This is a genomic window from Nonomuraea sp. NPDC050556 (assembly GCF_044457355.1).
Classification (GTDB): Bacteria; Actinomycetota; Actinomycetes; order Streptosporangiales; family Streptosporangiaceae; genus Nonomuraea.
Window position 1 is genome coordinate 113,119 of sequence record NZ_JBITGU010000006.1, and the last position, 22,335, is coordinate 135,453.

At 69.8% G+C, this 22,335-nt stretch carries 25 protein-coding genes; 11 read left to right on the plus strand and 14 right to left on the minus strand.

The window, feature by feature from the left end; all coding sequences use genetic code 11:
- The first annotated feature begins 75 nt into the window (after positions 1-75).
- From ACIBG8_RS47300 to ACIBG8_RS47315, 4 genes are read left to right on the plus strand one after another with little or no spacing between them, the layout of a single operon-like run.
- Entirely contained in the window at positions 76-1,281 is a 1,206-nt protein-coding gene (locus ACIBG8_RS47300) for a magnesium transporter MgtE N-terminal domain-containing protein (protein WP_397349881.1), read from the plus strand.
- Entirely contained in the window at positions 1,271-1,726 is a 456-nt protein-coding gene (locus ACIBG8_RS47305; RefSeq protein WP_397349882.1) for a DUF1003 domain-containing protein, read from the plus strand. Before ACIBG8_RS47300 ends, ACIBG8_RS47305 begins: the two co-directional genes overlap by 11 nt.
- Positions 1,726-2,493 carry a molybdate ABC transporter permease subunit gene (gene modB / locus ACIBG8_RS47310; RefSeq protein WP_397349883.1) on the plus strand — a complete coding sequence of 256 codons (768 nt, stop codon included), beginning with the start codon at positions 1,726-1,728 and terminating at the stop codon, positions 2,491-2,493. Before ACIBG8_RS47305 ends, modB begins: the two co-directional genes overlap by 1 nt.
- Positions 2,490-3,545: an ABC transporter ATP-binding protein gene (locus ACIBG8_RS47315; RefSeq protein ID WP_397349884.1), complete on the plus strand. Its 1,056-nt coding sequence runs from the start codon at positions 2,490-2,492 to the stop codon at positions 3,543-3,545. Before modB ends, ACIBG8_RS47315 begins: the two co-directional genes overlap by 4 nt.
- A gap of 89 nt (positions 3,546-3,634) precedes the next feature.
- On the opposite strand, the gene ACIBG8_RS47320 is transcribed toward ACIBG8_RS47315, so the two are convergent.
- The gene (locus ACIBG8_RS47320) at positions 3,635-4,081 is read right to left on the minus strand and encodes a MarR family winged helix-turn-helix transcriptional regulator (protein ID WP_397349885.1); all 447 of its coding nucleotides are present in this window, start codon (positions 4,079-4,081) and stop codon (positions 3,635-3,637) included.
- Positions 4,082-4,223: 142 nt separating this feature from the next.
- Between ACIBG8_RS47320 and ACIBG8_RS47325 the strand changes: the two genes are divergently transcribed.
- Positions 4,224-5,363, plus strand: a complete 1,140-nt coding sequence (locus ACIBG8_RS47325) for an Mrp/NBP35 family ATP-binding protein (protein WP_397349886.1) — start codon at positions 4,224-4,226, stop codon at positions 5,361-5,363.
- Between the two features lie 47 nt (positions 5,364-5,410).
- On the opposite strand, the gene ACIBG8_RS47330 is transcribed toward ACIBG8_RS47325, so the two are convergent.
- The 4 genes from ACIBG8_RS47330 to sigE all read right to left on the minus strand — a co-directional run bounded on the left by ACIBG8_RS47330 (position 5,411) and on the right by sigE (position 8,655).
- A complete protein-coding gene (locus tag ACIBG8_RS47330) occupies positions 5,411-5,773 on the minus strand; it encodes a sec-independent translocase (RefSeq protein ID WP_397349887.1) in 363 nt (120 codons plus the stop codon).
- Between the two features lie 74 nt (positions 5,774-5,847).
- The gene (locus ACIBG8_RS47335) at positions 5,848-7,365 is read right to left on the minus strand and encodes a S1C family serine protease (protein ID WP_397349888.1); all 1,518 of its coding nucleotides are present in this window, start codon (positions 7,363-7,365) and stop codon (positions 5,848-5,850) included.
- Between the two features lie 185 nt (positions 7,366-7,550).
- Positions 7,551-8,057 (minus strand): anti-sigma factor family protein, encoded by a 507-nt coding sequence (locus tag ACIBG8_RS47340; protein ID WP_397349890.1) that lies wholly within the window; start codon positions 8,055-8,057, stop codon positions 7,551-7,553.
- A gap of 1 nt (position 8,058) precedes the next feature.
- The gene (gene sigE, locus ACIBG8_RS47345; RefSeq protein WP_397349891.1) at positions 8,059-8,655 is read right to left on the minus strand and encodes an RNA polymerase sigma factor SigE; all 597 of its coding nucleotides are present in this window, start codon (positions 8,653-8,655) and stop codon (positions 8,059-8,061) included.
- A 181-nt stretch (positions 8,656-8,836) separates the two neighbouring features.
- On the opposite strand from sigE, the gene ACIBG8_RS47350 reads away from it, so the two are divergent.
- Entirely contained in the window at positions 8,837-9,475 is a 639-nt protein-coding gene (locus ACIBG8_RS47350; protein ID WP_397349892.1) for an O-methyltransferase, read from the plus strand.
- A gap of 218 nt (positions 9,476-9,693) precedes the next feature.
- On the opposite strand, the gene ACIBG8_RS47355 is transcribed toward ACIBG8_RS47350, so the two are convergent.
- The gene (locus ACIBG8_RS47355) at positions 9,694-11,103 is read right to left on the minus strand and encodes a leucyl aminopeptidase (protein WP_397349893.1); all 1,410 of its coding nucleotides are present in this window, start codon (positions 11,101-11,103) and stop codon (positions 9,694-9,696) included.
- Positions 11,104-11,261: 158 nt separating this feature from the next.
- The gene (locus ACIBG8_RS47360; RefSeq protein ID WP_020545024.1) at positions 11,262-11,429 is read right to left on the minus strand and encodes a DUF3117 domain-containing protein; all 168 of its coding nucleotides are present in this window, start codon (positions 11,427-11,429) and stop codon (positions 11,262-11,264) included.
- A gap of 180 nt (positions 11,430-11,609) precedes the next feature.
- Between ACIBG8_RS47360 and ACIBG8_RS47365 the strand changes: the two genes are divergently transcribed.
- From ACIBG8_RS47365 to ACIBG8_RS47375, 3 genes are read left to right on the plus strand one after another with little or no spacing between them, the layout of a single operon-like run.
- Positions 11,610-12,398, plus strand: coding sequence for a PaaX family transcriptional regulator C-terminal domain-containing protein (locus tag ACIBG8_RS47365; RefSeq protein WP_397349894.1), 789 nt, complete (start codon positions 11,610-11,612; stop codon positions 12,396-12,398).
- Entirely contained in the window at positions 12,395-13,171 is a 777-nt protein-coding gene (locus tag ACIBG8_RS47370; RefSeq protein WP_397349895.1) for an enoyl-CoA hydratase-related protein, read from the plus strand. Before ACIBG8_RS47365 ends, ACIBG8_RS47370 begins: the two co-directional genes overlap by 4 nt.
- Positions 13,168-14,826: a polysaccharide lyase 8 family protein gene (locus ACIBG8_RS47375; RefSeq protein WP_397349896.1), complete on the plus strand. Its 1,659-nt coding sequence runs from the start codon at positions 13,168-13,170 to the stop codon at positions 14,824-14,826. The genes ACIBG8_RS47370 and ACIBG8_RS47375 overlap by 4 nt, the downstream gene beginning before the upstream one ends.
- Here the strand turns inward: ACIBG8_RS47375 and ACIBG8_RS47380 are convergent.
- A complete protein-coding gene (locus tag ACIBG8_RS47380) occupies positions 14,789-15,295 on the minus strand; it encodes a DNA-3-methyladenine glycosylase I (protein ID WP_397350462.1) in 507 nt (168 codons plus the stop codon). The genes ACIBG8_RS47375 and ACIBG8_RS47380 overlap by 38 nt on opposite strands.
- A 29-nt stretch (positions 15,296-15,324) precedes the next feature.
- Positions 15,325-15,783, minus strand: coding sequence for a hypothetical protein (locus ACIBG8_RS47385; RefSeq protein WP_397349897.1), 459 nt, complete (start codon positions 15,781-15,783; stop codon positions 15,325-15,327).
- A gap of 28 nt (positions 15,784-15,811) precedes the next feature.
- On the opposite strand from ACIBG8_RS47385, the gene ACIBG8_RS47390 reads away from it, so the two are divergent.
- Positions 15,812-16,093, plus strand: coding sequence for a hypothetical protein (locus tag ACIBG8_RS47390; protein ID WP_397349898.1), 282 nt, complete (start codon positions 15,812-15,814; stop codon positions 16,091-16,093).
- Here ACIBG8_RS47390 and ACIBG8_RS47395 read toward each other — a convergent pair.
- A complete protein-coding gene (locus ACIBG8_RS47395) occupies positions 16,012-17,346 on the minus strand; it encodes an MFS transporter (protein ID WP_397349899.1) in 1,335 nt (444 codons plus the stop codon). The two genes, ACIBG8_RS47390 and ACIBG8_RS47395, sit on opposite strands and share 82 nt — an antisense overlap.
- Before the next feature lie 86 nt (positions 17,347-17,432).
- Between ACIBG8_RS47395 and ACIBG8_RS47400 the strand changes: the two genes are divergently transcribed.
- Entirely contained in the window at positions 17,433-18,305 is an 873-nt protein-coding gene (locus ACIBG8_RS47400) for a helix-turn-helix transcriptional regulator (protein ID WP_397349900.1), read from the plus strand.
- A gap of 315 nt (positions 18,306-18,620) precedes the next feature.
- On the opposite strand, the gene ACIBG8_RS47405 is transcribed toward ACIBG8_RS47400, so the two are convergent.
- The 4 genes from ACIBG8_RS47405 to ACIBG8_RS47420 all read right to left on the minus strand — a co-directional run bounded on the left by ACIBG8_RS47405 (position 18,621) and on the right by ACIBG8_RS47420 (position 22,301).
- Complete coding sequence (locus ACIBG8_RS47405) at positions 18,621-19,205, minus strand: TIGR00730 family Rossman fold protein (protein ID WP_397349901.1); 585 nt, start codon at positions 19,203-19,205, stop codon at positions 18,621-18,623.
- 11 nt (positions 19,206-19,216) lie between these two features.
- Positions 19,217-19,999 (minus strand): TIGR00730 family Rossman fold protein, encoded by a 783-nt coding sequence (locus ACIBG8_RS47410; protein WP_397349902.1) that lies wholly within the window; start codon positions 19,997-19,999, stop codon positions 19,217-19,219.
- Positions 20,000-20,415: 416 nt separating this feature from the next.
- Entirely contained in the window at positions 20,416-21,471 is a 1,056-nt protein-coding gene (gene dapE / locus ACIBG8_RS47415) for a succinyl-diaminopimelate desuccinylase (protein ID WP_397349903.1), read from the minus strand.
- Positions 21,471-22,301: a 2,3,4,5-tetrahydropyridine-2,6-dicarboxylate N-succinyltransferase gene (locus ACIBG8_RS47420; RefSeq protein WP_397349904.1), complete on the minus strand. Its 831-nt coding sequence runs from the start codon at positions 22,299-22,301 to the stop codon at positions 21,471-21,473. The genes dapE and ACIBG8_RS47420 overlap by 1 nt, the downstream gene beginning before the upstream one ends.
- Positions 22,302-22,335 lie beyond the last annotated feature (34 nt).

Consider the following 22,335-nt stretch of genomic DNA (forward strand, 5'->3'; position numbering starts at 1 on the left):
CCGTCTAGTGAGTTTGATACTGACATGTCACGCCGGTCCCCCGCAATGGGGACATCGCACCGCTAGTCTCGCCTCGTGAGGATCTTCGTGGCCCGGCTGGCGGGAACCCCGGTGTTCGACCCGGCCGGAGACCAGATCGGCCGCGTCAGGGACGTGGTCGCCGGGCTGCGTCCCGGCCGCCCGCCGCGCGTGCACGGCATGGTCCTGGAAGTGCAGCCGCGCAGGCGCGTCTTCCTCCCCATCACCAGGATCAGCCGCATCGAGGCCGGGTCCGTGGTGTTCACCGGGCGGCTCAACCTGCGCAGGTTCGAGCAGCGCGCCACCGAGACACTCGCCATCGGCCAGATGCTCGACCTCAAGGTGATGGTCGACGGCGAGAGCATGACCGTCTACGACCTGGCCATGGAGGACGTCAACCCGTCCGAGTGGGCGATCACCAAGGTCGCCGTGCACCGGGGCAGGCGGCGCGAGGCCAGGACGGCCGACTGGAGCGAGGTGTCCGGCTTCGACGTGCTGCAGCCCGACCAGGGCGCCGCCGGGCTGATCGCCGCGTTCGAGTCGATGCGCGCCGCCGACCTCGCCAGCGCCATCCACGACCTGCCGCCAAAGCGCCGCGTCGAGGTGGCCGCCGCCCTCGACGACGAACGGCTGGCCGACGTGCTGGAGGAGCTGCCCTTCCCCGACCAGATGGGCATCCTGAGCACGCTCGTCCCTGAACGCGCCGCCGACGTCCTGGAGGAGATGGGCCCGGACGACGCGGCCGACCTGCTGCAGGACCTGCCGCCCGAGGAGGCCGCCCGGCTGCTCGCCCTGATGGAGCCGCAGGAGGCCGACCCGGTGCGCCGCCTGCTCACCTACGGCGAGGACACCGCGGGCGGCATCATGACCAGCGAGCCGGTGATCCTGCCGCCCAGCGCCACCGTCGCCGAGGCGCTCGCGCATATCAGGCAGCGCGACCTCTCCCCGGCCGTCGCGGCGCAGGTGTACGTGACGCGGGCGCCGACCGAGACGCCCACGGGCAAGTTCCTCGGCGTCACGCACTTCCAGCGCCTGCTGCGCGAGCCGCCGCACACGCTGCTCGGGGCGGTCATCGACGGCTCGATCGACGCCATCAAGCCCGAGCTCGCGCTGCGCGGGGTCACCTCGTTCCTGGCCACCTACAACCTGGTCGCCGCGCCGGTCGTCGACGAGCTCGGCAGGCTCGTCGGCGCCGTCACCGTCGACGACGTGCTCGACCACCTGCTGCCCGACGACTGGCGAGAGGCAACCGATGGCGCTTGACCGCCTGGACCAACCGCGCGACCTGCGACGGACGTTCCGCCCGCACTACGACCCCGAGGCGTTCGGGCGGCTGTCCGAGCGCATCGCGCGTTTCCTGGGTACGGCCCGCTTCCTGGTGTACATGACCGGGTTCGTCGCGGTGTGGATCGTCTGGAACATCTTCGCGCCGACCGCCATGAAGTTCGATCCTTACCCGTTCATCTTCCTCACGCTCATGCTGTCGCTGCAGGCGTCGTACGCGGCGCCGCTGATCCTGCTCGCGCAGAACAGGCAGGACGACAGGGACCGGGTGCAGTACGAGCAGGACCGGCTGGCCAGCGAGCGCATCCAGGCCTCGACGGAGTACCTGACCCGCGAGATCGCCGGGCTGCGCATCGCGCTCGGCGACGTGGTCACCCGCGACTACCTGCGCTCCGAGCTGCAGAAGCTTCTGGACGAGCGGTAATGGCCAGGGCTCGGCTGCCGTGGATGCTGGTGGTGCCCGCCGTGCTCGGCGTGGCCTTCCTGGTGCTCCCGCTCGCCGGGCTGCTGGTGCGCGCCCCCTGGTCCACCCTTCTGGTACGGCTGGCGGAACCGCAGGTCCTGGAGGCGCTCCGCCTGTCCCTGGTGACGGCGACGGTCGCCACGGTGGTGTGCCTGCTGTTCGGGGTGCCGCTGGCGTGGTTGCTGGCCAGGGTGACCTTTCCCGGGCGGCGCGTGGTCAGGGCGCTGGTGACCGTACCGCTGGTGTTGCCGCCTGTGGTCGGGGGTGTGGCGCTGCTGCTGGTGTTCGGGCGGCGCGGGCTCATCGGGGAGTGGCTGGGCTTCTCGCTGCCGTTCACGACGGCCGGGGTGATCGTGGCCGAGGCGTTCGTGGCGATGCCGTTCCTGGTGATCAGCGTCGAGGGGGCGCTCAGGGCTTCCGACCAGCGTTTCGAGGAGGCGGCTGCCACGCTGGGCGCGTCGCGCTGGACGATCTTCCGGCGGGTCACGCTGCCGCTCATCGCGCCGGGCGTCGTGGCGGGGGCGGTCCTGTGCTGGGCGCGGGCGCTGGGCGAGTTCGGGGCCACCATCACCTTCGCCGGGAACTTCCCGGGCAAGACCCAGACGATGCCGCTGGCCGTCTACCTCGCGCTGGAGACGGAACCCGAGGCGGCCATCGTGCTCAGCCTCGTCCTGCTGGCCGTCTCGGTGGTCATCCTGGCCAGCCTGCGCGACCGGTGGATCTCATGACCGAGCTCATCAATAGGAACAGCCCCCTTCTGGACGCCCACATCGTCGTCAGGAGGGCGGCCTTCACCCTCGACCTGTCGCTCCAGGTGGCGGCCGGGGAGGTCGTGGCGCTCCTCGGGCCCAACGGCGCGGGCAAGACCACCGCTCTCCGCGCCCTGGCCGGGCTCACCTCGTCCGAGGGCACGCTCGCCCTCCACGGTGAGCCCCTCCACCTGGTGCCCGCGGAGAGTCGCCCGATCGGCATGGTCTTCCAGGACTACCTGCTCTTCCCGCACCTGTCCGCGCTCGACAACGTCGCCTTCGGACCCCGCTGCCGTGGAGCGAACAAGGCCGACGCCCGCCGTACGGCTCTCGCCTGGCTGGAACGCGTCGGGCTCGGTTCCCAGGCCGCTTCCAAGCCCAGGCAGCTGTCCGGCGGGCAGGCGCAGCGGGTGGCCCTGGCGCGGGCGCTGGCCGTGGATCCCACGCTGCTGCTCCTGGACGAGCCTCTGGCCGCCCTGGACGCGCATACCCGTCTGGAGGTCCGGTCGCAGCTGCGCAGGCACCTGGCGGACTTCTCGGGCGCCACCGTGCTGGTCACCCACGACCCGCTGGACGCCATGGTGCTGGCCGACCGCCTCGTGGTGATCGAGGGCGGCGCGGTGGTGCAGCAGGGCACTCCGGCCGAGGTCGCCCGCCACCCGCGCACGGACTACGTGGCCAGGCTGGTCGGTCTGAACCTTTACCGGGGGCTCGCGTCGGGGCATCAGGTGGGGGTGGGCGAGCTGTCCTTCTCCACCGCGGAAACGCTGGACGGCCCTGCCTTCGTCGCCTTCCCTCCGTCGGCGGTCGCCCTTTACCGCACCCGGCCGGACGGGACTCCGCGCAACCTGTGGCAGGCCACGATCGAGGGCCTGGAACGGCACGGCGACAACATCCGCATCCACCTCGAAGGGCCCATCACCGCTTACGCCGACGTCACCCCGGTGGCCGTCGCCGACCTCGACCTGGCCCCCGGCCAGCAGATCTGGGCCTCCGTCAAAGCCACAGAAACCCACGCATACCCCGCCTAGCGGATCCACAGAACACCCATTCCGTTAGGCGCCAAAGCGCTCCTAACAGAATGACTTCCCCCACACAAGAAGACCCTTTTGTGGGGTTGTTAGAGGAGCTTGGCCAGCATGGCGCGGCAGCGTTCGATGTCCGCGGTATCCAGGGAGTCGAGGAACTGGGTCCTGATGCCGCGCAGGTACGTGGGCGTCGCCTCGGCCAGCCGGTCCACGCCCGCGTCCGTCAGCACCGCGAAGAGCCCGCGGGCGTCGCTGGCGCACGCCTCCCGCTCCACCAGCCCGTCGCGCTGCAACCGGTCGATGAGCCGCGTCAGCCCGCTCCTGGACAGCAGCACCCGGTCCGCCAGATCGTTCATCCGCAACCGCCGCTCGGGCGCCTCGGCCAGCTGCAGCAGCACGTCGTAGGATGCCAGGGGCAGATCGTGACCCAGGAGCAACTCCGCCTCCAGGTGCCTGGTGATCCGTACCTGCGCTCGCTGCAACATCCGCCAGACCACCAGCTCCTCGGTGGACAGGCCCTCACCGCTCAGAACAGTCACCCAGTAACCTTAGAACGTTGCACACACATCTAAATAGACTGCTCCGCATAGCATGGATCGAAAGCCGGGCCTCCGCCCGCAACACATAATGGACTAAGGAGGGACGGCACCCCCCGTCGCACGACGGCGTGCCGAGACTTCGATGGCACCTACCCAGGACCAGGTGACGGCCGCTCTGGCGACCGTGAACGACCCAGAGATCCGCCGTCCCATCACTGACCTCGACATGGTCAAAAGTGTGGACATCGCCGACGACGGCGCGGTGCGCGTCGACATCTTCCTCACGGTTGCCGGCTGTCCACTCAAAGACAAGATCACCAGCGACGTCACCAACGCCGTCTCCGCGCTCGACGGCGTGACGAGCGTCAAGGTCGTCCTCGACGTCATGAGCCAGGAGCAGCGCAAGGACCTCCAGACCAAGCTGCGCGGCAACCGGGCCCCGGAGAAGGAGATCCCCTTCAACCAGCCCGGCTCGCTGACCCGCATCTTCGCGGTCGCCAGCGGCAAGGGCGGCGTCGGCAAGTCCTCCGTCACGGTGAACCTCGCGGCGGCCATGGCGGCCAGCGGCCTCAAGGTGGGCGTCGTCGACGCCGACATCTACGGCCACAGCATCCCGCGCATGCTCGGCGCCGCCGAACGGCCGACCAAGGTCGAGGACATGATCATGCCGCCGGTGGCGCATGACATCAAGGTCATCTCGGTCGGCATGTTCAAGCCGGAGGGCAACTCGGCGGTCGTCTGGCGCGGGCCGATGCTCGACAGGGCTCTGCACCAGTTCCTGGCCGACGTCTACTGGGGCGACCTCGACGTCCTGCTGCTCGACCTGCCGCCGGGCACCGGCGACATCGCCATCTCGGTGGCGCAGCGGCTGCCCGGCGCGGAGATCCTCGTGGTCACCACGCCGCAGCAGGCCGCTGCCGAGGTGGCCGAGCGGGCGGGGTCCATCGCCGCGCAGACGCACCAGCAGATCGCCGGTGTCATCGAGAACATGTCGTGGCTGCCGTGCCCGCACTGCGACGAGCGGATCAGCGTGTTCGGCGAGGGCGGCGGCCAGTCGGTGGCCGACGCGCTGACCAGGACGCTGGGGACGCGGGTGCCGCTGCTCGGGCAGGTGCCGATCGACCTGCGGCTGCGGGAGGGCGGCGACGAGGGCAAGCCCCTGGTCCTCTCCGACCCCGAGTCTCCGGCGGCGGCCGAGCTGCTCAACATCGCGGCCGGCCTCTCCAAGCGCAACAGCAGCATGAAGGGCCTCCAACTGGGCCTCTCACCAGCAGGACGCTAAAGAGAAAAGGGCCCGCTGTGATGACAGCGGGCCCTTTTTCTGTACGCCTAAGTGGCTTCCGGGTCGTATGGGGGGATCTCGCCGTAGCCGAGCTCTTCGATCGGCTCGTCCAGCGCCGCCGCGGCACCTACCGGGGAAGCCGTGTGGTCCTGGCTGTTCCAGGCCTCGTCCACGTCGTCGATCAGGTGCTTGCGCACGAAGTTCTTCGGGTTGAGGTCCGCCGGGTCGAAGTCGGCGAACTCCGGGCCAAGCCCCGCGCGCAGGTCGTCCCTCGCGCTGTTGGCCATCCGCCGCAGGTTCCGCAGCGTCTTGCCGGCCTGAGCCGCCGCCTGGGGCAGCTTCTCAGGGCCGAAGACCAGTAGCGCGAGGATCACCAGCGCCACGATCTCCATCCAGCCGAGTCCGAACACCGTGAGCTCCTACCGCAGTCCTGACGCGCCGGGGACAACCCCGGTCACTCCCAGACTAAGGGTTCGTACGGCCATTATGACCGTGTGGGGGTCGGCGTGGCCTGGTCCTCTGCGACGACCGTCAGGCTCGTCGTCTTCTCCTGGCCGCCCCGCGAGTACTTGATATTGATCTTGGAGCCCGGGTTCTTGCTGCGGACCAGCGCGATCAGCTCGACGCCGTCCTGCAGGCGCAGGCCGTCCATCTCGAGGATCACGTCGCCCGCCTTGAGCCCCGCCTTGGCGGCCGGGCCGTCGGCGTCCACCGGCTGGCGGCCCTGCGCCGCCTCGGTGGCGATCTTCACGCCCTGGCCCTTGTACTCGGTGTCGAGCACGATGCCGATCTTCGGCTTCTTGGCCTTGCCGGTGGTGACGATCTCCTCGGTGACCCGCCTGGTCTGGTTGACCGGGATCGCGAAGCCCAGGCCGATGCTGCCGCTCTGGCTGCCCATCGACTTGCTCAGCGTGGCGATCGCGGAGTTGACGCCGACCACCTCGCCCTTGCCGTTGACCAGCGGGCCGCCCGAGTTGCCCGGGTTGATGGCAGCGTCGGTCTGGATGGCGCTGATGTAGGCCTGCTCCTCCTGCTGCTGCCCGCTCTCGTCACCGGCGACCACCGGGCGGTTGAGCGAGCTCACGATGCCGGTGGTGACCGTGCCGGTCAGGCCCAGCGGCGAGCCGATCGCGATCACCGGGTCGCCCACGACCACCTGGTCGGAGTTGCCCAGGACGATCTCCGGCGTGCCGAAGGTCTCCTCCGGCTTGACGACGGCCAGGTCGGAGCTGGGGTCGCGGCCGACGATGCGGCCGTTGGTGCTCTTGCGGTTGTTGAACAGGATGCGGATCTCGCCACCCTTGGCCGCCATCGCGACCACGTGGTTGTTGGTGACGATGTAGCCGCCCTTGATCAGGAAGCCCGAGCCCGTGGCACCTTCAAGGCCGGAGCCCACCTCCAGCGACACGACGCTGGGCAGGACGCGAGCGGCGACCATGGCCACCGAGGTCGAGTCCCTGGTGACGCTGCCGGTCGGGGCGGGGCCGAGGCTGTAGGCCGGGTCGGTGTCCGAGCCCGACCTGGTGAGCAGGAACGTGCCGAAGCTGCCGAGCGCCGAGGCGACGAGCGCGATGATGACGGCGAGCGCGACCAGCAGGCCGGTGCTCGGCCCGCGCCGCGGGGCCTCCGCCGCCATGCCGCCAGGACCGGGCGGCGGCGGAGGTGGAGCCCACCCGGCGCCCATGCCGGAGGCCTGCTGCGGTGGCGGCGGCAACTGCGGCGGGCCGTACGGGGCTGTGGCGTTGTACGGCGGGGCAGGCGAGCCGGCGTCGGAGGCGAAGTAGGCCTGCGGGCGGCCGGACGGGTCGCCCCAGGAAGACGTGGGACTGGCGAACGACGGAACGCCGCCTTCTGGAGTGGTGTCGGAACGCCAGACAAGCTGCTCGTCCGATACCTCCGCTACGGGGCCCTGCTCACCGGCGGGCAGGAACTCCGGCCGCTCAGACGGCTCTGGAAGGTCCGACGGCGTGCGTCCATCAGTGGGGCGCGTCTCGTCGGTCATCTAGTTCTCACCACTCCTTGCTCGGACACCGCAATCCTGGCGCGAGCGGCATACGAGGGATGTAAAGGCTTTCTAAGCCCAAAATAGCCAGTCCCGGAACCCAGATCGTATGCCCACGGTGCGACCCGCTAAGCCATGTCCATACGAGTATCCCAGGCCCGGGACCCAAAGGCGGCGGCAACCCCCTACGGCGAGGAAGAGGGTGCCACGGTGCCCTGCACGTGCTCGAACAGCTCCACCGGCGGAGGCGACGGCGCCTGGTTCTGCCCCGTGGCCACGAAGAAGGTGCCGAGCGCCACGGCGGCGGACACGACGCCCACCGCGACGACGGTCGTCCGCCGCCTACGCCCACGGCCTGGACCAGCGGTGCCATGGTCCCTGCGCGGGCGGTTGTCCAAAGGGGCGATGCTGTGCGGCCCCGGGATGGGCACCCCCCCGAACGTGTGAGGGAAAGGCCGCTCCCGCGGCGGCATCGGCCCGCCGGGCTCGGACATCCGGAGCAACGACATGGTCAGATCGGCCGGCATCGCGGGGCCGTCGAGCGACCGCAGGCGCGACTTCAGCGCCCGCATCGACTCGACCTCCGCCCTGCAGTCGGCGCAGAAGGTCAGGTGTGCAAGTGCCCGCTCGCGCTCGTGATGGTTCAGCTCACCGTCGACGAGCGCGGAAACGCGTTCTCCAAGATGCGACATATCAGACTTCCTCCCCACGGATTGAGGTCGGGGGGAGTTCAGGGTTGCGGGGGGCCCGATGGTCGAGCGCCTCTCGCAACTGCGCCCGGCCACGGTGAATCCGGCTTCGGACCGTACCCAGCTTCACGCCGAGCGTGGCCGCGATCTCCTCGTACGACAGGCCTTCGATGTCACACAACACGACGGCCGCCCTGAACTCGGGCGCCAGCGCGTCGAGCGCCGCCTGGATGTCAGGCTCGAGATGCGCGTCATCCCATGCCTGCTGGGGCGACGGCTCACGCCCGCGCAACCGCTCTGCCGCGTCGTCGGCCAGGCCCTCGAACCTGATGCGCTGCCTGCGCCGCGCCATGTCGAGGAACAGGTTCGTCGTGATCCTGTGCAGCCAACCCTCGAAAGTGCCAGGCGTGTAGCTCGACAGCGACCTGAAGACCCGGACGAAGACCTCCTGGGTCAGGTCTTCCGCATCGTGGATGTTCCCGGTCAGCCGGTAGGCCAGCCGGTAAACGCGTGCGGAGTGAGTCCGCACCACTTCCTCCCAAGTGGGAGGAGTCCACGTCGACACCTGGTGGTCGCTTTCGTCCACCAAGTCTCCTCTCATTGGGACCACCGCTACCGCCATAGTGCCTGGTTTCGTCCCTTCGTGCGCACTGCCTACCTTGAGGACGGCAAAGCCCGTTTAAACCTGCAACGCGTTGAGCGCGAGCAGAGTTCCCGAGAGGGCGTGTCTCCCCTAGGCTGCGATCGGTGACCAATTGCACGGAAGTGGGAGGGAGCGGCCGATGACCACTCCGGTAGAGGCCACTCTGGCCTATGCGGAGCAGTTCCATCACGAGGATGAGATTCTGCACGCGGCGCGGCTGCGCGGCCAGGAGATGGGCGCTCCGCCCATCCTTCCCGGGGGCGGTGCCGCCCTGTGCTTCCTCGCCACGGCGGTGAACGCCCGGTCGGTCGTGGAGATCGGCACGGGGTGCGGGGTTTCGGGCTTGTGGCTGCTGCGCGGGATGCGGCCCGACGGGACGCTGACCAGCGTGGACGTGGAGCCTGAGCACCAGCGGATGGCTCGGCAGACGTTCGCGGACGCGGGGTTCTCCGGGTCGCGGATCCGGTTGATCGTGGGGCGGGCGCTGGACGTGCTGCCGCGGTTGTCGGACGGCGGGTACGACCTGGTGTTCGCGGACGGGGCGAAGCAGGAGTACGCGGACTATCTCGCTGAGTCCGTACGGCTGCTCCGGGTCGGGGGCATCGTCGCTTTCGACAACGCCCTGTGGCACAACCGCGTCGCCGACCCCACGCAGCGGGACCCGGACACGGTGACGATCCGCGAGCTGGGGAAGCTGGTGCAGGCGGACGACCGGTTGCGGCCGCTGATGATCCCGCTGGGCGACGGCCTGCTCTGCGCCATCAAGACCACCAACTAACCCACACCCACCCAAGAACCCCCACAAACGGCGTTTCCCCCCGTTAGGGGACCTCTCCCCCGCTGGGGGACCTCTCCCCCGCTGGGGGACCTCTCCCCCGCTGGGGGACCTCTCCCCCGCTGGGGGACCTCTCCCCCGCTGGGGGACCTCTCCCCCGTTGAGGGACCTCTCCCCCGTTGAGGGACCTCTCCCCCGTTGGGGTTTGTCTTCCTGGGTTTTCAGGGGGTTTGGGTGAGCCATTCCAGGAGGACTCGGACGCCGAAGCCGGTCGCGCCCTTGGTGAGGATGCCGTCGTCGACCGTGCTGCGACCCACCCCCGCGATGTCCAGATGCGCCCAAGGCCGCTTACCGGCGAACTCGCGCAGGAACAGCGCCGCCGTAATAGAGCCGGCCCCGTAAGTGGAACCCGCCTCCACGTTCGCCAGATCCGCCACCGACGACTTCAACGCAGGCGTGTAGTCGTCGATCAAGGGCATCCGCCACAACCGGTCGTCACTCGCCTGCCCAGCCGCCACCAGCTCCTCAGCCAGCGCGTCAGAAGAGGCGTAAACCGCCCCGACATGACGCCCCAACGCCACCGTGACAGCCCCGGTCAGCGTAGCGATGTCCACCACCGCGTCGGGATCGAGCACAGCGTCCGCATAGGCCAGCGCGTCAGCCAGCACCAACCGCCCCTCGGCGTCGGTGTTGAGCACCTCGACAGTTCGCCCGCCAAAGTGCGTGATCACGTCGCTCGGCCGCTGCGCACTCCCGGAAGGCATGTTCTCCGCAGCCGCGATCAACCCCGTGACCTTCACCGGCGCCCCGAGCCGAGCCAGCGCCGCGATGACCGCGATCACCACCGCCCCGCCCGCCATGTCCGTCTTCTGGGTCTTCATGTTCTCGGTCGGCTTCAGCGACAACCCGCCGGAGTCGAACGTGATCCCCTTGCCCACCAGCACCACATGCTTCGTGGCCCCGGAAGGCGCATAGGACAGCTGGATCAGCCGAGGCGGGTTCACCGAACCCCGCCCGACCGCCAGGATGCCGCCGAACCCGTCGCCGGCCAGCGCCTCCTCGTCCCACACGCGCACCGGCACCCCGTGCTCAGCCGCCCGCTCGGCCAGCCAGGCCGGGTTCTTGACCGAGGCGGGCGTGTTGGCCAGGTCCCTGGCGAGCGCGACCGCCTGGGCGACCGTCTCGCCCCGCCGTACCGGAGCCTCGTCCCCACCGACCAGGACCAGCTCGCGGACGGACAGCTTGCCCGGCGCGCCGATCTTGAAGGTGTAGGCGGCCAGCAGAGCGGCCTCCACGAAGGCGGAGGACGAGCCGGACGGCAGCACGACGGTCAGTGACTGACGGCCCCTGGCCCTGCGGGTGAGCGCGGCGGCCGCCTTACGAAGGGCGCGCGGCGAGGAGTCGCCCACGCCGTACAGCAACACCCGGCCCACCGCGTCACCGCGGACGACGGGCACCTCGACGATCTCGCCCGCCTCCCCCTTCGCCTCGTAGTGGGCGAAGAGCGCGGCGACGGGCACGGGCAGGTCGGCTGCGAGCTGCGGGTCGAGTTCCGGGCTGTACGGCACGGCAAGCAGCTCGGCGTCGTGCGGCGCCGCTGCGACCACGGAGACGGTGGTCTCGATGGGCACGGGGAGTCATCCCTTCAAATGTGAGTGAGCGAAGCGAGTAAGCCGATGAACACAGCATCGCTCCGCGAGTATGAAGGGTGAGCGTCCAGCGAGGCCCTTCATACTCGCGGCCTCGGCGTGCGCGCCGAGGCCGTCGATCAAGTATGTGTTCGTGGGCCTCAGCCGACGACGTTCTTCAACGCCTCGCCGAGCGCCTTCGCCTCGTCGGCAGAGATCTCCACGACGAGCCGGCCGCCACCTTCCAGGGGGACCCGCATGACAATGCCGCGCCCTTCCTTCGTGACTTCGAGCGGACCATCGCCGGTCCGCGGCTTCATCGCCGCCATGCGTGCATCCCTTCCTGCCTGGGGCTCCCGCGGCCCGGCAATTCCGACCGCCCGTGAGGGTGGCCGACGCATTCACGTCTTCTGTGATGTCCTATTCTCCCGCATAGAGGGCCCTGATGGGTAACGATCTCCTCCCAGAATGCGTTGTCGAGGGTCGCGAAGGCGGCCAAACTGGTCCTCGTGAACGCACGCGCCGCGCTGTTCGACCTCTACGGGGACCACCTTCGTTCCCGTGGTGGAAGGGCGACGGTGGCCGCCCTGGTGAGGCTGCTCGCGCCCCTGGAAATCGCCGCTCCAGCCGTGCGTACAGCCGTTTCGCGCATGGTCAGGCAGGGCTGGCTGGACCCGATCCGGCTGCCCCAGGGAGCGGGTTATGGCCTGACTCCGAAGTGCGTCAGACGGTTGGACGAGGCGGCACTGAGAATTTACCGAGCTGGGACGATCGAGTGGGCCGGCCACTGGCATCTGATCGTTTTCGAGCCGGTCAGGGACCGTCCGAAACGGGAGCGGCTGAGGGCCGATCTGGCCTTCCTGGGGTACGCGCCGCTGTCGGAGACGACGTGGGTCGGCCCGCGTTCCTCGGTGGAGCTCGACAACCTGCTGGGGGCGGAGAACGTTCCAGCGGACCGGTTCGACGCGACCCTGGAGGGCGACCCGTGCGAGCTGGTGGCCAGGGCGTGGGATCTGGTCGCGATCGGGCAGGCCTACGAGCAGTGGCTGGCCGACGCGATGGAGCTCGTGGGGGCTCTGCCCGAGCGGGCCCCGGGCGATCAGGTGTTCGCCACCAGGAGCAGACTTGTTCACGGCTGGCGCAATTTCCTGTTCCGCGACCCAGGCCTGCCGAACGCGCTGCTGCCGCCAGGCTGGCCGGGTGAGAAGGCCAGAGCGTACTTCGAACAGGAGGCCGCCCGCCTGCTGCCCGCGGCGGCCGCCTTCGTCGACCGCAATCTCTACGAGGAGCGCCAGTGATCCGCTATGACGTGACGGACGCCGTCACCACCATCACTCTCGACCGTCCTGACGCGATGAACTCGCTGACGGTCGAGGTCAAGGCCGCGCTGCTGGAGGCGCTGCGGCGCGCGGCCGCCGACGAGACGATCCGCGCGGTGTTGCTGACCGGCTCAGGCCGGGCCTTCTGCGCCGGGCAGGACCTGCGCGAGCACGCGGAGAACCTGGAGGCGGGGCGCGGGCTGGCGGGAACGGTCCGCGAGCACTACAACCCGATCGTCGAGCTGATCACCACGATGGCCAAGCCGGTCATCGCCGCGGTCAACGGAGTCGCGGCGGGCGCGGGCGCGTCGCTGGCCTTCGCCTGCGACCTGCGGCTGGCCTCCGAGAGGGCGAAGTTCGCGATGGCCTTCTCCGGAATCGGCCTGGCACCGGACTCCGGCGCGTCGTGGACGCTGCAGCGCCTGGTCGGCCCGGCCCGCGCGACCGAGCTGCTGATCCTGGGCGAGCCGCTCGACGCCGCCCGCGCGCTGGAGCTGGGCGTGGTCTCCCGGGTGGTCCCGGCCGACGAGCTGCTCAAGACGGCGCACGAGCTGGCCGTACGGCTGGCGCAGGGCCCGACGCAGGCCTACGCGGCGACCAAGCGGGCGATCGCCTACGCGGCCACGCATTCGCTGACGGACTCGCTGGAGGTGGAGGCCAGGCTGCAGGACTCGCTGGCGGCGACCGGCGACCACCTCAACGCCACCCGGGCGTTCCTGTCCAAGAAGGCGCCGGTGTTCACCGGCAAGTGACGCCCTTCGACGGCGTGCGCCTGCGGGCCGCGTCCCTGCTGCGTTCCGGGGCCTCCCCCGGGCCGACGTATCCGCCAGGATCGAGTACGGCGTGCCGTACGGCCAGGGGGTGTGACGAGATCACCGACGCCTACCGGCGGCTCTGCTCGCTGGCGGTCACCGGGGGCGCGGTGGGCGAGGTCCTGGACGGGCTGGAGGCGCTGCACGGGGTCTACCACGAGGGCGCGGACGGCGCGGGCAACTGGTGGCACTGGGTGATCGGCGCGCCGATGGCGCTGCTGGAGACGTGCGTGCTCGTCCACGACCACCTGGCCCCCGACCGGCTGGCCGCCTATTTGCGCGCGGTGGACCGGTTCTGCCCCGAGCCGGAGGGAACCGGGGCCAACCTCGCGGACAAGGCGGCGATCGTCGCCCTGAGCGGCGTGCTCGGCGGGGACGCGGACCGCGTCGCGGGGGCCAGGGACGCGCTGTCCGCCCTGTTCCCCTACGTGACCAGCGGTGATGGCTTCTACGCCGACGGCTCGTTCATCCAGCACGACAACCTCCCCTACGCGGGCTCGTACGGCATAGCCCTGCTGACCTCCCTGGGCTGGACCCGCGCCCTGCTGGCCGGTTCGCCCTGGGAGATCACCGACCCTGGCCTGCGCAACGTGACCGAGGCCGTGGAGCGCGGTTTCCTGCCGTTCGTCCACAAGGGCCTGATGATGGCCCCGGTGCGCGGCCGGGCGATCTCCCGCGAGACCACCACGGACGCCGACGCGGGCCGCGACCTGGCCAAGGCGGTCGCGCTCCTCGTCGACCACCCCTCGGAGCCCGCGCTGGGCTGCCGCGTCTACGCGGCCCAGGACCGGGTGGTGCACCGGCGGCCGGGCTGGACGTTCGCGCTCAGCCTGTCGTCACGGCGCATCGCCCGCTACGAGTGCATCAACGGCGAGAACCTGCGCGCCTGGCACACGGCCGACGGAATGACGTACCTGTACGACGACGACCTCGGCCACTACGTGGATGGCTACTGGCCGACGGTCGACCCGTGCCTGCTGCCCGGCACGACCGTGTCCACGGCGCCGCACGAGCACCCCGGTCCGGGACCCGCTGGTGGATGGGCAGGCGGAGCCGTACTCGACGGGTGTGGGGTGGCCGGGCTGGAGCTGGCCGGTCCAGGGCCGACCGGGCGCAAGGCGTGGTTCTTCCTCGACGACGCCGTCGTCGCGCTGGGCGCGGGCATCAGCGGCCCGGGGCGGGTGGTCACCGTCGTCGAGAACCGCAAGACGGGCGCGCCGCTCACCCTGGGCGACGGGTGGGCGCACCTGGAGACCGTCGGAGGCTACGCGTTCCTCGACGGGCGGCCGCGGGCGTTCAGCGGCGAGCGGACGGGGAGCTGGCGGGACATCAACGCGGGCGACGAGCTGAACCGCGGCTCGACCACCCCGCTGACCAGGCACTACACCACGCTGCTCCTTGAGCACGACGCCACCTACGCCTACGCGATCCTGCCGGGACTGCGTCCCGAGCAGTGGCCGGGCGTCGAGATCGTGGCGAACACGCCAGAGGTGCAGGCGATCAGGGCGGGCGACCTGTTCGCCGCCATGGTCTGGGACCCCGAGCCGCGCGCGCAGCTCAGCCGCGCGCCACACACCCCTCGATATGGTCGTTGACCAGGCCGATCGCCTGCATGAGCGCATAGGCGGTGGTCGGCCCGACGAAGCGGAAGCCGTTCTTCTTCAGCTCCTTGGCCAGCGCCTTGGAGCCCGGCGTGATCGCCGGGACGTCGGCCATCGTCTTCGGCACCGGCGAGTCCGGGTCGTGGAAGCGCCAGACCAGCTCGTCGAGGGAGACCTCCTGGGCCGCCTTCGCGTTGTGGATGGTCGCCTCGATCTTGGCCCGGTTGCGCACGATGCCCTCGTCGGCGAGCAGCCGCTCGACGTCGGCCTCGGTGTAGGCGGCGACCTTCGCGATGGAGAAGCCGTCGAAGGCCTTCCTGAAGTTCTCGCGCTTGCGCAGGATCGTGATCCACGACAACCCCGACTGGAACGCCTCCAGCGCGACCCGCTCGAAGACCCGGTCGTCGCCGTGGACGGGACGGCCCCACTCCTCGTCGTGATAGGCGATGTAGAGCGGGGTCATCGTGCCCCACGAGCAACGGATCACCTCCGTCACTCGGGCTCCTCGGTCTTCAGCTCGACGCCCTTGGAGTCGACGGTCATCGTCTCCACGATCTCCTCCTCCAGCACCAGCGGCTGTTCCGGAGCCTCGGGCTCGTGCTCGGTGCGCGGGCCGCCGTTCGGGCCCGCGTAGACCTCCTGGCGCGCCTGCAACCGGCTCGCGAGCAGCTCGGAGACGCGTTGCTCCAGCACGGCGATCCTGGTGTCCCGCGCGCTCAGCGCGGTGGCCGCCCGGCGCAGCGTCTCGTCGACGCTCGCCGTGTGATAGCCGACCAGGTTGACCGGAAGCTGCAGCGCCATGAAGTCGGCCGCCGCGAGCTGCCCGGGTTCAGGCAGGTTGAGCGGCGGCACGTCGGGCGGGAACTCGGTCAGTTCACCGCCCCTGCCGAGGGAGACCAAGACCACGCAGGTGAGGATCGCCAGCGCGGCGATGGCGAGTACGACCAGCACATTGGCATCGTACTCATACGATTGCGACATGAGTCCCGCACTTGTCTCACCCGGCGCGCCCTCGACGCTCGCATGGACAGAGGCGCACTCGCCCGCCGAGGCCAGGACGCTGGTGCAGGACGGGGCTACCGTGCTGGTCAGCCTGCCACCGCAGCTCGACGCCGCCCTCGCGGCCGCGGCGATATACCGCTGGGAAGGTGTGACGGTATTCGTCACCGAACATACCGATCAGGTACGGCTGGCGCTGGACATGGCCGACTCGCTCGCCGGGCGCCGCCCGCCCGCGCTCACCCGGCGCGGCCTCGCCTGACGGAGCGACGCGAACGCGGTCAGCAGGAGCAGCCCAGCCCCGATGAGGGCGCTCTCCGTCAAACCGGCCGTGAACGACCCGAACACCGCGACCGCCAGCCCCGCTCCCGCCTGCCTGATGGCGTTGAACAGCCCGCCGGCCAGCCCGGCCCGCTCGGGCTCGACGCTGTCGAGCAGCACGGCCGTCAGGGTCGGTACGGCCAGCCCGCCGCCCACGCCGATCGGGATCATGAGCAGAGCCAGAACCGGCGTGTCGCGGCCCACGAGCACCATACCGAGCAGGCCCGCCATCATCGCGACCTGCCCGGCGACGATGGGCACCCGGTTGCCGAAGCGGGCGGCGATCCTGGAGCTGAGCAGGTTCGCCGTGGTGATGAACAGCGTCATCGGCACGAACATCAGCCCGGCGGCCAGCGGCGACATCCCCTTGACCTGCTGGAAGTAGAGGCCGAGCAGGAACACCATCCCGTAGAAGCCGACGTTCAGCGCGAAACCTGCGGCGATCGAGGTGGTGACGGCGCGCGACCGGAAGAGCGACAGCGGCACCACCGGCCGGGCGACGCGCGACTCGACGAGCACGAACGCCGCGCCCGCCGCCATCGCGACCACGGCGGCGAGTACGTTCCGCTCGATCACCGCGAAGGTCAGCGCGGCCAGGGCGACGGTCGCCGTCACCTGTCCCGGCAGGTCGAGCGGCGCCGCCCTGCGCTCCGAGGCAGGGGTACGGCGGAGCAGCCACCAGGCCAGCGCGCCGACGGGCACGTTGATCAGGAAGATCCCGCGCCAGCTCCACACGTCGGTCAGCAGGCCACCGGCGACCGGTCCAGCGGCGACGGCCGCCGCTCCGCCGGCCGTCCAGATGGAGATCGCCCTGGCGCGCTTGGCCGGGTCCGTGTAGGCCTGCCGTACCAGAGCAAGAGAGGCAGGCATGGTCAGAGCGGCCGCCGCGCCCTGCACGACGCGGGCGGCCACCAGCAGGGGCAGCGTGGGGGCGAGGCCGCAGGCCACGGACGCAAGGGTGAAGGCGGCCAGTCCGATGGCGAACGCGCGGCTGGCGCCGATCCGGTCGGACAGCGCGCCGGCCGAGAGCATCAGCGCGGCGAACATCAAGGTGTAGCCGTCGACCACCCATTGCAGCCAGGTCATGCCGCCTTGGAGGCCGGCGCCTATGGCGTCGAGGCCGATGTTGACGGCTGAGGCGTCCAGGATGATCAGGAAGAAGCCGAGCAGTGCGGCGATCAGGGTTCTGCGCATGGGATCGATCATTTGCTCGGGCTCGTGGCGGTGCCAGGGCGGGACACACCCCCCCACATTTCCCGACATTTAGGAATACTGGCTGCATGACGGACAGTACGGAGCTTGGGCGGTATCTGCGGGCGCGGCGGGAGCGGGTCAAGCCTGCCGACGTGGGACTTCCCGCTGGTACGGGACTCCGGCGGACGCCCGGGTTGCGGCGGGAGGAACTGGCCAGCCTGGCGGGGGTGAGCACCGACTACTACACGCGGCTGGAGCGGGGGCGGGAGGCGCATCCGAGCGCTGCCGTGCTGGACGCGCTGGCCAGGGTGTTGTTGCTGGACTCGGCGGAGACCGCTTATCTGCATACCTTGGTCGCGTCGCGGGTGTCGCCCGTACGACTGTCGCGGACGGTGCGGCCTACGGCGTTGTTGTTGCTGGAGAGCCTGCGGCCCAATCCGGCCTATGTGGTGAGCAGGACCAACGATCTGCTGGCTGCCAACCCGGGTGGGCTGGGGTTGCTGCCCGGGCTCGCCGACTGGCCTCCTCTCGAGCGGAACATCACGCGGTACGTGTTCCTGCATCCTGCGGCTCGGACGTTGTGGGAGGACTGGGAGCAGTTGGCTGTCGGTACGGTGGCCCATCTGCGTGCTGTGGCGGGGGCGGATCCTTCCGCGCCGGATCTGACGGCGTTGGTGGGTGAGTTGCTGGTGAAGAGCGAGGAGTTCGGGCGGTTGTGGGGGCGGTACGACGTCCGGCCGCGTAGTTCGGGGTCCAAGGCTTATCGGCATCCGGTGGTGGGGCGGATGCGGTTGGAGTACGAGGCGATGCCGTTGACGGACGCGGACGGGCAGCGGTTGATCGCGTACGTCGCCACGCCGGGGACGCCGGACCACGACGCGATGACCCTCCTCGACCTGGTCACCGTACCGACGCGGGACCCCCGGGAAGACCACGCCAACCACCCACCCACCGCATGACCCCCCATCCCACTGCGTGATCTTGTCACCCCACTGTGTGTCCTTGTCACCTCACAAGGACCATCCACCGCACGACCTCGCCACCCCACAAGACCCCCCGCTCGCGACCATCCGCCCCTTGGGGCCGCCCGACCCCCAAAGCCCGCACGGGGCGGGCGACCCTCAGGAGCCGCGGGCCCCTACCACCCCGCGACACACCCCTTTGGCCACACAGCGACGACATCACGTTGTGAGCGTTGTGGGGTTGTGGGGTTGAGAGAGGTGTGAGCGTTGAGAGAGGTGTGAGCGTTGTGGGGGTTGAGAGGGGTGTGGGGGTCAGGGGGTGGATTCGGTCAGGTCGGTGGCTGATGGGGTGAGGTGCGGGGCCTTGGACTCCAGGTGGGCGACGGCCTCGTCGAGCGTGCTGGTCCACGCGATCCCGTCGTACACGTTGGCCCTCGTGAACCCCGCCTCGTACATGTCGTCGATCAACTGCCGCAACGGCGCGTAAAGACCCCACGGGTCCAGGATCACCAGCGGACGGTCGTGGACGCCGAGGACCCGCGCGGTCCAGATCTCGAAGAGCTCCTCCAGCGTCCCGATCCCCCCGGGCAGCACGAGAAACGCGTCGGACCGCGCGTCCATGACGCCCTTACGCTCCCGCATGTCGGATGTAACGATCAGCTCGTCCGACTCCGTGTCGGCGATCTCGATGTCCACCAGCACCTGCGGGATCACCCCGATGGTCCGCCCACCGGCAGCCCTGGCCGCCCTGGTGACCGCGCCCATGCACGACACCGTGGCCCCGCCGCTCACCAGGGTGTGACCGCGCCCGGCGAGCTCGGCGCCGACCTGGGCGGCGAGGTCCAGGTACTTGGGGTCGATCTTCTGGCTGGAAGCGCAATACACACAGACATTCACGAAAAATCAGCTTATTGCGGCTCCACTTGGTGCTTCGAGGCGGCCTCCTGCTCCTCGCGTCGCGCCTTGTCCGCATCGACGATGATCCGTACGGCTTCGCCGACGTCGTCGGTCAGGTGGATCAGATCGAGGTCCTGCGGCGAGATCTTGCCGGAGCCGAGCAGCGAGCTCTTGATCCAGTCGACCATCCCACCCCAGAACTCGGTCCCCATCAGCACGACGGGGAACGAGGTGACCTTGCGCGTCTGCACCAGCGTGAGCGCCTCGAACAGCTCGTCCAGCGTGCCGAACCCGCCCGGCAGCGTGATGAACCCGCACGAGTACTTGACGAACATCGTCTTGCGCACGAAGAAGTAGCGGAACTCGATGCCGAGGTCCACGTACTCGTTCATCTGCTGCTCGAACGGCAGCTCGATGCCCAGCCCCACCGAGATCCCGTCGGCCTCGACCGCCCCGCGGTTGCCCGCCTCCATGACGCCGGGCCCACCGCCGGTGATCACCGCGTAGCCCGCCTCCGCCAGCGCCCTGCCGAGCTCGACGCCGAGCTGGTACTCCGGCGAGTCCACCTTGGTACGCGCCGAGCCGAACACGGTCACCGCGGGAGGCAGCTCGGCCAGCGCGCCGAAGCCCTCCACGAACTCCGCCTGGATCCGCAGCACCCGCCACGGATCCATGTGCACCCAGTCGGCCGGGCCCTGGCGGTCGAGCAGGCGCTGGTCGTGGGTGGACTTCGGCACCATGCTGCCGCGCACGACAGCCTGCCCCTGGCGCCGTTCTGGTCGTGTCTGTTTCATATGGATCACGCTAGTGCGCTTTGGCACCGCGCGCCTGACCATGGCCGGTGGCGTCGTGACCGTCACCGGCCATGGCGGCTTGTCGATCACTACTCGGTGAAGTCGGGTGCGGTCCAGACGAAGTCAGGTGCGTTCCACGTGAAGTCTCTGCGCATGTGATCACCTCCGTCCCACTGCGGTGCCTACGCCGCTCAGCATCCGCAGCACGGCCATATGCGCCCTATATTCGATCTTGACCACCGCGAAAGCGCAGGTCGGAGCGCAGGGGAACACGCGCTAAAGAATCTTGAAAAAGTTCCTGGAAACTAGGGAACCGAATTTCCACGAGCTTGCGTCTAACCGGCGAGGGTGCTGCTCGGGACTGAAAGTGGCTCTCCCCGCCAAATGGCCGGCGAGGAGAGCCACTTTCACGTATGTCAGCCCTTCAACCAGGCGAGCATCGCCGATTCGCTTTCCGCGATCTTGGTCAGCGACACGTACTCCCCCTGCTGGTGCGCGAGGTTCGGATCGCCCGGCCCGTAGTTCACCGCCGGAATCCCCAGTGTGGAGAACCGCGCCACGTCCGTCCACCCCAGCTTCGCCCTCGGCGTACCACCCACGGCCGCCGCGAACGCGGCGGCCACCGGATCGGTCAGCCCGGGACGCGCGGCGGGAGCGCCGTCGGTGAAGGCCACCTCGAACCCGGCGAACACCTCGCGCACGTGCTCCTCCGCCTGCTCCAGCGAAAGGTCGGGGGCGAAGCGGTAGTTGACGCTCACCACGCACGCGTCGGGGATCACGTTGCCCGCCACCCCGCCGCGCACCCCGACCGCGTTGAGCCCCTCGTGGTATTCCAGCCCGTCGACCACCGGCCTGCGCGCCTCGTAGGCGTTGAGCCTGGCCAGCACCGGCTCGATGCCGTGGATCGCGTTGACGCCCAGCCACGACCTGGCGCTGTGCGCCCGCTTGCCGGACACGCTGACGTCCGCGCGCAGCGTGCCCTGGCAGCCGCCCTCGATCACGCCGTCCGTCGGCTCCATGAGCACGGCGAAGTCGGCGTGCAGCCACTCGGCGTGGTCGCGGGCGAGCCTGGTCAGGGCGTTGCGCTCGGCCTCGACCTCCTCGCAGTCGTAGAAGACGTAGGTGACGTCGCGGTTGGGCTCGGGGACCGTGGCGGCGAGCTTGAGCGCGACGGCGACGCCCGCCTTCATGTCGGACGTGCCGCAGCCGTACAGCAGGTCGCCCTCCACCCGGCTGGGCAGGTTGTCCGCGACGGGCACGGTGTCGAGGTGCCCGGCGATCAGCACGCGTTCCGGCCTGCCGAGGAAGGTGCGGGCGATGACCGTCTCGCCGGACCGCTCCACCTTGAGGTGCTTCTGGGCGGTCAGCGCCTCCTCGACCGCGTCGGCCAGGGCCCGCTCGTCGCCGCTCACCGATTCGATGTCCACGATGCGCGCGGTCAGCGCGCCGACGTCCTGGGTCAGGTCGAGCATCAGGCATTCACTCCATGTTCGCGCAGCACGTCGTTGAGCGCTGCCTTGTCGTGCCGCTGACCGGGGTCGAGGCGCTTGAGCACCAGCACGCACGGCAGGCCGTACGTGCCGCCCGGGAACTCCTTCTGCCGCGTGCCGCCCACGGCGACGCACCAGTCGGGGATGCGGCCCCTGCTCAGTTCCTCGCCGGTCTGCACGTCGATCACCGGGATCGACGCGGAAAGGATCGTTCCCGCGCCCACGACGGCGCCGCGGCCCACCCGCGCGCCCTCGACGATCATCGCGCGGCTGCCGATGAGCGCGTCGTCCTCGATCACGACGGGCACCGCGTTCGGCGGTTCGAGCACGCCGCCGATGCCGGCCCCACCCGACAGATGGACATTTTTCCCGATCTGGGCGCATGAGCCGACCGTCGCCCAGGTGTCGATCATCGTGCCCGCGTCGACGAACGCCCCGATGTTGGTGAACGACGGCATCAGCACCACCCCGGGGGCCAGGTAGGCGCCCCAGCGGGCGATCGCCCCCGGCACCACGCGGACCCCTTCGAAGGTCGTCTTCAACGGCATGCGGTCGTGGTGCTGGAAGTCGCCCACCTGCGACCTCGCCATCCCGAGCACCTTGAAACTGAGCAGGATCGCCCGCTTGGCGCGCTCGTCGACCACCACCTCGTCGCCCTCTACCCGGGCGACCCTGGCCCGGCCCGCGTCGAGCTGGTCGATCGCGCCGACCACGACGCTCCGCGCCTCCGCGTCGCCGGGCGACAGGTCGGCGCGCCGCTCCCACAACGTGTCGATCGCGGCGGGGAGCGGGCTGGTGAAGGACTGGCTCATGGCCACGAAGCCTAGTGGGCCGGGTAGGTTCTTC